At 67.8% G+C, this 10,373-nt stretch carries 6 protein-coding genes; 2 read left to right on the top strand and 4 right to left on the bottom strand.

What is annotated here, in order from left to right:
* Nucleotides 1-138: 138 nt before the first annotated feature.
* Together ACZ6RC_RS30625 and ACZ6RC_RS30620 are read left to right on the top strand one after the other, a co-directional pair.
* A complete protein-coding gene (locus ACZ6RC_RS30625) occupies nt 139-1,467 on the top strand; it encodes a class I SAM-dependent RNA methyltransferase (protein ID WP_391141530.1) in 1,329 nt (442 codons plus the stop codon).
* Between the two features lie 761 nt (nt 1,468-2,228).
* The gene (locus tag ACZ6RC_RS30620) at nt 2,229-4,346 is read left to right on the top strand and encodes a DUF2075 domain-containing protein (RefSeq protein ID WP_391142210.1); all 2,118 of its coding nucleotides are present in this window, start codon (nt 2,229-2,231) and stop codon (nt 4,344-4,346) included.
* A gap of 57 nt (nt 4,347-4,403) precedes the next feature.
* Here ACZ6RC_RS30620 and ACZ6RC_RS30615 read toward each other — a convergent pair whose 3' ends face one another.
* From ACZ6RC_RS30615 to brxD, 4 genes are all read right to left on the bottom strand, one after another.
* Nucleotides 4,404-4,532: a DUF6408 family protein gene (locus ACZ6RC_RS30615; RefSeq protein ID WP_222517947.1), complete on the bottom strand. Its 129-nt coding sequence runs from the start codon at nt 4,530-4,532 to the stop codon at nt 4,404-4,406.
* Nucleotides 4,533-4,799: 267 nt separating this feature from the next.
* Entirely contained in the window at nt 4,800-6,671 is a 1,872-nt protein-coding gene (locus ACZ6RC_RS30610; RefSeq protein ID WP_391141533.1) for a DNA/RNA helicase domain-containing protein, read from the bottom strand.
* Nucleotides 6,672-6,817: 146 nt separating this feature from the next.
* Nucleotides 6,818-9,028: a DEAD/DEAH box helicase gene (locus tag ACZ6RC_RS30605; protein WP_469589366.1), complete on the bottom strand. Its 2,211-nt coding sequence runs from the start codon at nt 9,026-9,028 to the stop codon at nt 6,818-6,820.
* A complete protein-coding gene (brxD, locus tag ACZ6RC_RS30600) occupies nt 9,028-10,362 on the bottom strand; it encodes a BREX system ATP-binding protein BrxD (RefSeq protein WP_386561716.1) in 1,335 nt (444 codons plus the stop codon). Before brxD ends, ACZ6RC_RS30605 begins: the two co-directional genes overlap by 1 nt.
* Nucleotides 10,363-10,373 lie beyond the last annotated feature (11 nt).

The following is a 10,373-nucleotide window of genomic DNA, read 5'->3' as shown; positions in this document are numbered from 1 at the left end:
GCGGGGGGGGGGGGGGCGGGGGGGGGGGGGGGGGCGCGGGGCCGGGGGGGGGGGGGCCCGGCCCCCCCCCCCCCGCCGGGGGGGGGCGCCCCCCCCCCCCCCCCCCCCACCGCTCTCTTTCTCTGGAGTCCCCCCGTCATGCAGAACGCACCTGTTTCTTCGTTGGTCGGGGAAGAGTACGAGGTCGAGGTCGGCCCCGTCGCGCACGGCGGCCACTGCATCGCCCGCACCGAGGAGGGCCGTGTCCTCTTCGTACGCCACGCCCTGCCCGGCGAGCGGATCGTCGCCCGCGTGACGGAGGGCGAGGAGACCTCGCGCTTCCTGCGCGCCGACGCCGTCACCGTGCTCGAGGCCTCCAAGGACCGCGTCGAGGCGCCCTGCCCGTTCGCGGGCCCCGGCAAGTGCGGCGGCTGCGACTGGCAGCACGCCAAGCCGGGCGCGCAGCGTCGCCTGAAGGGCGAGGTGATCGCGGAGCAGCTGCAGCGCCTGGCCGGGCTCACCCCCGAGGAGGCCGGCTGGGACGGCACCGTGATGCCGGCCGAGGGCGACAAGCTCCCGGCGGGCGAGGTGCCGCAGTGGCGCACCCGCGTCCAGTACGCCGTGGACGCGGAGGGGAACGCGGGCCTGCGCAAGCACCGCTCGCACGATGTCGAGGTGATCGACCACTGCATGATCGCCGCCGCCGGGGTCTCCGAGCTGGGCATCGAGAAGCGCAGCTGGGAGGGCATGGCCTCGATCGAGGCGATCGCCGCCTCGGGATCGGGTGACCGCCAGGTGATCCTGGCCCCCAGGCCCGGCGCGCGCCTGCCGCTGGTGGAGCTGGACAAGCCGGTCTCCGTGCTGCGCGTCGAGGAGCACGACGGGGGAGTGCACCGCGTCCACGGCCGCCCCTTCGTCCGCGAGCGCGCCGACGACCGCACGTACCGCGTGGGCAACGGCGGCTTCTGGCAGGTCCACCCGAAGGCGGCCCAGACGCTGGTCCTCGCCGTCATGCAGGGCCTGATGCCGCGCAAGGGCGACACCGCCCTCGACCTCTACTGCGGCGTCGGCCTCTTCGCCGGCGCGATCGCCGACCGGGTCGGCGACCAGGGCGCGGTCCTCGGCATCGAGTCGGGCAAGCGCGCGGTGGAGGACGCCCGCCACAACCTCCAGGACTACGACCGCGTCCGCATCGAACAGGGCAAGGTCGAGACGGTCCTCCCGCGCACCCGGATCACCGAGGTCGACCTGATCGTCCTGGACCCGCCGCGCGCGGGCGCCGGCAAGCAGACGGTCAAGCACCTCGCGGGCCTGGGAGCACGCCGGATCGCCTACGTGGCCTGCGACCCGGCGGCCCTGGCGCGCGACATCGCGTACTTCAAGGAGGGCGGCTACAAGGTGAGGACCTTGCGCGCGTTCGACCTGTTTCCGATGACGCATCATGTGGAGTGCGTGGCGATTCTGGAGCCGGTGAAGAAGGACGCCTGACCTGGTGTTTCCTGGTCTTCGTCAGCTGCTCGACCTGTTTCCGGGCCAGCAACGCGTGAAGGCGCGTCGGCCCTGCTGAAAGCAACCTGACCTGCAGTTTCAGTACGGGACGTCGCGGTCCTAGCTAGCGGCATCAGGGCTCTCCTCGGGCTGTTGACGCTCAAGTGACGCACGTTCTGCAGCCCCATCACGTTGGCCCGGCCGCGTCCACGGACGCGACCGGGCCAACGGCTTGGTCGCCGACCCGCAAGCCGCTGGCCCTATGACATCCCGAATGCCAAGCCTGTCCCACGGCTGATGACGCTCACTCGTTGCCGGGTGGCGGCCCCAGTAGCGGTTTACCAGCGTCACTGACCACAGGCATTTTCGACGAGCGGCTGCTAGGACTTGCGGCCCTTGGCCCGAGAACATGCCGCCGTCGGACTGGTGGGCGGATCTCGGACTGTCCGCGACGGGGTCGACGGAGCCCGCCGGGAACAGCGGTGGGGAGCTGGCGGCGGTCGCCCGGGAGTTTCCGGTCCGCGCAATCGGCGCCCCGAGAATGAGCTGACACTTGCCGGCTCGAGATCTAGGTCCATGACCCGTACTGCGTGATCCAGCCATGATCGACGCAGTTCTCGCCGACAGCCGAGGTGTCGTTCTTCGGCAAGTCGGGCCTTACTAGGATTACTCCAACCGATTGCGGCCCGACGGGCTTCCTGAACAGGACATGCCCCCACCCGCACGAGTCACTCGTGCCCTGGGGGAACCACCTCGTGTCCATGCTCCTGCTGAAACTGTCGGCGGAGGATCTGCTCACTCTGAATTCGCGTCGCAGAATGGTTCCGCACCTAGCTGCCCGATGGCGCTACTTCAGGGGCGCGGACGCCTCGTTGTCGGAACGTTCCGCGTGGGCGGAAAGCCTGGTGAGCCTGGCGAACGACCTGGTCGCGGCGGAGCGCGGCAACGTGGAGATGATCGTCGAATGTGCCGCCACGCTCGACGAGGTGAACCGTTCCGAGAACCCACGCCTCATCGACGTCGTTCTGGTGGGTCGGCACCCGGAACGCAACGTGCCGTCGGTCCAGTTGGTCGAGCTGAAGCGCTGGTCGACGGTGACCAGGGTGGAGCAGGCCACGGCAGACCTGCTCTACGTGCCGGCCATGGACGAGGTGAAGCAGCACCCGGCACTGCAATTGCGCTCGTATTACCAGGCGTTCACGAGTGACAGGGGCCCCTTCCGGCGCTCGGACTTCGAATGCGGAGGTTTCGCCTACCTGCACAACGCCGCGGAAGACTCGGTTCGGCCCTTGATCGACGTGGATGCGCCGACAGGTGCCTACGCCCGCGTGTACACAAGCGACCGGCGCGCACAATTGCTGTCCGACCTCCAGCGGCACTTCGCCGTCGAAGGCGCGGCCTCAGAGGCCGAGAGGATGCTGCAGAACATGGGGTTGCGCAACACCCCGCTGCTCGACGCGATGATCTGGTCCCGCGGGGCCGACACCGTCTTCACACTCCGTGGGCGCCAGAAGGCAGTGGCCGACCAGGTCCTGGAATCGGCCGCCAAGGTCCTACCGGATCCCGAGCGTCCCACCTTGGTCCCGGACGAGCAACGGGTGATCTTCCTGGTGACCGGTGGCGCCGGAACGGGAAAGAGCGCGATCGGACTGCAGATCAAAGCGGAGCTGGAGGCACAAGGCCGCACGGTCAACTACGCCAGCGGCAGTAGGGCGTTCAACGGCGCGCTTCAAGAGCACGTCGGATACGGAGACCGGGAGTTCAGGGAGTCGTTCACGTACTTCAGCAATTTCGTCAGACCACCGGAGCCACCCCTGGACGTGTTGATCTGCGACGAGGCACACCGACTTCGCGACCGCTCGACGAATCGATTCTGGAAGCCCGAGGACTGGGGCACGGGGCCGCAGGTGGACGAGCTCCTCGCCGCGTCGCGACTGACGGTCTTCTTCATGGATGAAGGGCAGTCGGTGAGGCCGAACGAGGTCGGTACCGTACAGCTGATCAAGGAGGCTGCTGCCCGCCACGATGCCCGCCTTGTTGAGGTCGGGCTTCGCGAGCAGTTCCGCTGTGGCGGCAGCGACGCCTACCCCCGTTGGGTGCGCGCCGTGCTCGGTGTGACGGACGAGGAGATCGAGTGCTGGCGCCCGGACGGCCTGATGCACGTCGAAGTGGCGGACACCCCTGAGGAACTCGAACGGATCATCCGTGCCGAAGCGCTGGCCGGTGCGTCTGCGCGCATGGTCGCCGGCTATTGCTGGCCTTGGACCAAGCCACTCGGCAAGGAGAGGCGGCTGGAGGCCGATGTGCGCATCGGCGACTGGCACCGGCCGTGGAACGCGGACAGCGACACCTTCTGCGCTGACGACGTGCCCCCGTCCAAGATATGGTCCGTGCACGAGAACGGCCTCGGCCAGATCGGTTGTGTCTATACGGCGCAGGGCCTCGAATGGGACTGGTGCGGCGTCATCATGGGCGAGGACATGGTGCGCCGAGACGGCCAATGGGTGTTCCGTCGGGGCAAGGAGCGCAAGGCCGAGGAGTCTGACGCCAAGCGAGTGGCTCGCCCCGGCTCGTTCGACCCGAAGGTGAAGGCGGGCAGTGTCGACGACGAGGAATTCGCCCGACTCGTCCGCCACGCTTATCACGTGCTGATGACCCGGGCCAGCCGGGCAACAGTGCTCTATTCCACAGACGAGGAGACCCGGACCTACCTCAAGGAACTCGTCGGGCCGGTCGAGATCCACGCGTTGCGTCCTACGTGGGAGAATCTGCCTGCGGAGGCGCGCAAGCCGCACCTGCCCCGGCCCAGCAGGGGAAGACGTGGCAAGAGGAATCGGAAGGCGCGCAAGTCGCAGGGGCCCGATCTGACGCTGTTCTGAACGCGCTTTCGCGTTCGGTGTGAGTGGCGGGCTCACCGGGCCCGCCACCCGCCCGCTCTAGAAGAGCAGACCCGCAATCGACAGCAAGGCCGTCACCACAAGATTGGTGACGACTCCGACGGCGATCTCGATCAGGATCTCGCGGATCCGTTCACGACGCGCAGGCTTGTACTCGACCGAGGTCATGGCCGCTCCAATGCAGTGAGATCGGAATGGCAGGGGGACGCCCTGCGGGCATCCACGCTCGCGTCGTGCGTCGCCACACGACGGGCACAACCATTCGTCGCTCACGGGTCATTGGGGCAGGCGTACCGACCCTTGCCTCGTACCCTCCGGGAAGGTGCGCAGCGCGATCATGCTATCTCGCGGCCCGGCCCGCGCGTCGTGGTTTTCGCAGTGCTCCAGTGGCCGAGAGCGCCCTGATTTCCGCAGCGCCTCGAAGGCGGTTGGTGCTCAAGGCGTCGGAGGGATCAGCGTGCGGAGCTTCTCGCGGGTCTCGGGATCCGTCGAATAGACGACCGTCCCGATCATGCCCCGGGTGAGAAGCACCTTGTACGTATTGCGCACGAGGCGATCCACGTCGTCGTCCGATGTCGCCTTCGTGAACGAGGGATCCTTCGACGCTGTGCGGTCCACCACCCATCGGTCGGTCCGCCAGACGAGGTCCGGGCCCATGATGACACCCGCCCAGTCGTACTCGAAGCCCTGCGCGGTGTACACACATCCGACCTGCCCGTACCCCTCGGGGGCGGTGGCCCACAGTGGCGCCGGCGGTGCGCCGAGCAGGGCTCGGTCACCGTAGAGGTTCCATGGCCTCGCCCAGTCACCGATGACCACGTCGGTGGGCAATGTGTTCATACTGGAAGTAATCTTCGTCGTCCACTTCCAGCAGTAGCCCGCGGACATGCGGGCGCCGTAGCCTTGCGCCCGTTGAGCGGCCAGGAAGTCTTCGAGCTCCTGCGGGGTGTCGACAGTCATCAAACGGACTTTGTCGTCGGGCTCCCACACGGTGGGAGCTTGACCTTCGAGCCCCAGAAGGTCGACGACCCACCGCAGGTACGCGTCGCTGCCACCACATCGGAACTGGCTCTCCAGTTTCACCACGGTGCATGCGAGCCCCAATGCGGCGGCTGCTTCTCGAATCTGCTCCTCCGTCCCCATCTCGCCCGGTCGGACCACTTGGTGCTGGTCCAGCAGGAAGACCGGAACCCGAGCCGCTGCCATCAGCTCCGCCACCTGCGGTCGGCCCGTGCGGAGCGTCGCCTTCGTGTAGCGGTTGGCGGAGGTCTTGCGCAAGCGGTGCGCCTCGTCGCAGACAAGGACGTCGAGATCGTTGGGCTCGGCCTCCATGAAGCTGTTGAAATAGCGGAAGAGCCGCTGCACTTCGGGCTTGCGGGTGCCGGCGATCTTGCGCATCGTCTTGGTGAACGATTGTGAGCCGGTGGCGTGCAGGGCGGGTACTCCGCGCCGGTAGAGGTCTCCGAGGAGAGACAGCGCGATCACGCTCTTGCCGGAGCCCGGCCCCCCGGTCACCACGACGACCTGTTTGCGATCGGCTTGCCGCGCCCGCCGCACGGCGGCCATGACCGTCTCGTAGGCGAGCCGCTGTTCATCGAGCAGGACGAACTGTTCCCGGTCGCGCACCTCTTCGGCAGCGACGGCCATCAGCTGCCTCGACGGCCGGACCTTGGCCTGCAGCAAGGCATCGGCCGCATCTGCACCGGGCTTCGCGGCCAGACGCGAACGCAGGTAGCTCAGGAAGGCGCCGCGCTGATCACCGGTGAACATCCGGCCGCGATCGTCTTCTGCGACATGGCGCAGGCCCGCCACTTTGGCCTCCGTCGCGTTGTGCAGGTACGCCACGCCGACGACCGACTTCGGATCGTTCTCCAGGGCCCCGTTGAACGAGACCAGGTAGTCGCAGTAGCCGCGCACTTGCTCGATCGGGTTGAGGATCGGATGGTCGTAGGCGTCGATGCGGCAGAGCAGCGGATCCTCCGGCTCGGGGTGGGCTTCGCTCCACTGCTTCAGTTCGACCACCACGTACGACGCCTCGCCGGTGGCCGGATGGACGCCGGCCAGTATCACGTCAGCGCGCTTGCTGGTCAGCGGCAGCCCGTATTCCAGCAGCATCTCGACTTCGCCGAGCCCGGCTTCCACGAGCACATTGGTGAGTGCCGGGATGCTGCGCTCCCAAGCCTGAACCTCTGCCGGCTGGGGCCGGTGACGGTGCTGGTGCAGGAAGTTCTCCGTCAGGAGCCGCGCCAATCGGCCCTCGACGTGGGTGCGGGTGGCCAGTGACGCCGCAGACTCACGGAACAGCAAGAGAATGCCCCCAGGCAGCACGAAGTAGCTCGTGCGGGTGGGGGCATGTCCTGGTTCCGCGAATGCGGAGCGGAAGCCTGTCGGGCCGCTGAGTTTGTCGTGGCCATTCTAGAACAGGCAGTGGATCACGAGGCTGGTCCCAAGGCTCAACCGGAGCATGCAGTGTGGAACCGTACGGTCTCCTGCAAGGCCGCTCGCGCGCCGTCGAAGTCGGCCAGTCGCGCGGCAACGGTGGCCACCGCGAGACGCTGGGGGAGCGCTGCTGAGAACTTCAGGCCGTGTACGGCTCGGTGATCGACATCAGGCAACACCAGCGCGTTTCCGCCCTCGGCATCCGCACGCGCCACTCGCCACATGTCGGGTGTCAGGTCTTCCCTCAGCCGCACGTAGCAGTCCGTCGGTCGTTGAACGGGGTCACTGATCGACGGAAGGGTGGCGGCCAGTGTCGCGTTCGCTCGGTAGCCGGCCCACGTCCACCAACGCACATCCGTTCCCAGGCGGGTGATCAGGGAGCCGTCAGCATCCGTGATCTGTGGAGCATCTTCCTCACGCCACTCGGTCAGGCACGCCTCGGCCCGACGGGTCAGAGAAACCAGGGGGTCTGCTCCGAGAAGTACGTCGCGCATCGAGCGGGTCAAGGCGTACGAGAGACCGGCGAGGGAACTGCCCGTCCATTTGGCGACGCCACCACCGTCGGCCGGCTCGACGAAGGCCCGCTTGCGCCCCCAGTCGATGAACGTCACTTGCCAGCTGCGTCCGCCGAGCAGCAACCGGCGCGGGCCTGGCCGCTCTTCCGTCAGCACGGAAGGGTCCGTCTGCCCGATCTCGGTACGACCGGACAGAACCGTGAACTGCGGGGGAGCGGTGAAGGAAGCGGTCAATTCGATGAAGTGACGCCGGCCGAAGCGTCGCTCCGCCTCAGGGCCGATGAAGAGCATGCTGGCGTCCTCGTCGAGGAACCCTTCGTTCACCAGGTGTCGCAGGATGGGAGCCGCTGACCGGTCGAACGGGGCCAGCCCGTTCCACGTCCCTTGCCATGTCTGGTCACCGATGCGGTGCTGCTGGAGCGTGACAGCGAGCAGCTGCTGCGCCACGAGGTGGCGAGGTTCTGGAGGCGGTGTTACCGGTTCGACCCAGCCGCGGCCCCAGAGCAGCAGGAGGGCGGCGGCTTGCAGCAGGGTGTCCTTGCCGGTGGCGAGGAACAGACAGTTGCGAGTGGTCCCCGAGCGCCTGCCGGTACGGCCGATGCGCTGGAGGAACGATGCCACGGTGCGGGGCGAGTCGATCTGGATGACGCGGTCCAGGTCGCCCACGTCGATGCCCAGTTCCAGTGTGGAGGTGGAGACGATGACACAGTCTCGTGCCTCTGCGAAAGCCTGTTCCGACCTGGCTCTTTCGTCGGCCGAGAGCGAGGCGTGCGAGAGGAACACCGTCACTTCGCGCGCCCGCAGGGCGGCTCCCAGCTCCTCCACCTGTCGTCTGGACTCGCAGAACACCAGCCGCTTCTCTCCGCGGTGCAAGGCGGCGATCAGCTTGGCCGCGTTGTCGAGCGACCCTACGTAGTCCAGCTCCACCTCGCCTGGAGGCCGGAGGTTCCCGGTCGTGGGGGCGGCGGTCGGGGCGGCATCCGGGGTGAGGGTGAGGTCGGGGGCTACGACCCGCCCGGGGCGGTTGCCTGCACCGGAACCTTGGAGCCAGGTGAGGAGTTGTTGAGGGTTCCCGACGGTTGCAGAGAGACCGACCCGCTGGATGGGGTGTCCCGTGACCTGCTCCAGACGTTCCAGAACCGCGAGCAGATGCCAGCCTCGGTCGTCGCCCGCGAACGCGTGCACCTCGTCCACCACGACTGCCCGGACCCCGCCCAGGAGGTGCGCGTGGTCGGTCTTGACTCCGATGAGCATGGCCTCAAGGGACTCAGGAGTGGTGAGGAGGATGTCGGGTGTGCCCGTACGGATGCGCCTGCGCTGAGACTCCTTCGTGTCTCCGTGCCACAGCTCGGCTCGGCGGCCGAGCCACTGAGCGTAGGAGTCGACGCGGACGACCAGGTTGTTGAGGAGTGCTTTGAGCGGGCACAGGTAGAGAACGGACGTTCCGGACCAGCGCTCGTGGGACATGGCCGACAGGATGGGCAGGCATGCTGCCTCGGTTTTGCCGCCCGCAGTGGGCGCGAGCAGTACGGCGTCCTCGCCGTCCATGAGTGGGTCGATCGAGGCCCGTTGCAGAGGCCGGAGGTCGGGCCAGCCGAGCGTGTTCACGACATGGTGGAGGATGACGGGGTCGAGTCGGTCGACGGGGTCCGTGCCTACTCGGTGGGCGCCGGCATGGGCGGACCCTCCACCCGCTTCGTCTCCACTCATCACACGTCCAGGTCGATGTCGTCGGCCGAGCCGGATGCCGCGTGATTGCGCTCCACGTCCGTGAGCTCGTTGCTCGTCACGGTCAGTCGGTAGTGCTGACGAGGGTCGAAGTCCTCGAACTGGTCGACACGGTCCAGGACGTCACCGACCAGCTTCTTGAGGAACAGCCGCGGCGCCACACCTGCCTTCCCCCCGAGGGCACCGCCCACCGCGCGGGCGAGGTCGGCAACGTACGCATCGTCGACGAGCGACTTCACGCGTTCCGGCGAAGCGGCACCTTCCGCGTAGAGGTCTCGAATGGTCACTCCGAGGCCGACCAGCGACTCCTGTGTGAAGCCCGGCAGTCGCACTTGCACCGCACGTGGGTTGTCGAAGCGCGGGTCGGTGGTGAAATCGGTGGCGAGGCGCTGGGCGAGAGGAGCGAGCCGCTGAACCCCCTGCTGGCCGTCGTAGAACGCCGGTGTTCCGGTGATCAGGAGATAGAGGCCGGGGAACCGGCCGGAGTGCACCTCGTCGATGAGCTGTCGAAGGGCGTTCAACGCCTTGTCCCGCGCATCCGAACGGACGCGCTGCAGCGTCTCGACCTCGTCCAGGACGACGAACAGACCGTTGTGTCCGGAGTCGCGCAGTACGGTCAGGAGCCCTTGCAGGAAGCCGAAGGCCCCGAAGTGATCGAGGTCGCCACGGACTCCGGCGGAGCGTCGGGCGGCCGCTGCGACGTGGGGCTGGCCGCCCAGCCATGCCAGGACTGCCGCTGCCGTCGCCTCGTCGCCCCCGGCGAGGGCTGACTTGTAGCCGCGCAGTGCCGTGGCGAACGAGGGTGCGTGCCGGGACACCTCGGTCAATCGTGCCGTCAGTAGCTTCTCCACCGCCTGCGGGAGAGCTTCCTCCTCCGCGCCGTCCGCGAGGGCATCCTCTTCCAGGGTGTAGAACCATGCGTCCACGACCGGCCGGAGCGCGCTCGGCGGGAAGCTTGCGGTAGCCAGCCGCTCGGTGAGGCGCCGGTATACGGTCTCCAGCTTGTGGAGGGGGGTCTCCGTCTCGGAGATTTGAATCTCCGCCAACGCGAAGCCCCTCCGCTTGGCCCGTTCGCCCAGCCACCGGGTGAAGAAGGTCTTGCCCGACCCGTACTCCCCGCGGACGGCCTTGAACACCGACGAACCGGAGGCGACCGTGTCGAGCTCGGCATCGAGTGCTGCCTCGAACCGGTCCAGGCCGGTGGCCAGCAGGTCGAGCCCGCTTTCGGGGACGGCGCCGCGACGCAGGGCGTCGATCACCGCACGGCGACGCGCCGCACTGGCAGGGGAGGGACGGGAGGAAGCAGCGGTACTCACGTCACCAGTGT

The sequence above is a fragment of the Streptomyces sp. NPDC048353 genome (genome assembly GCF_055587165.1).
Note: the sequence above shows the minus strand (reverse complement) of the source record. Positions and strands in the feature narration are given on the sequence as shown.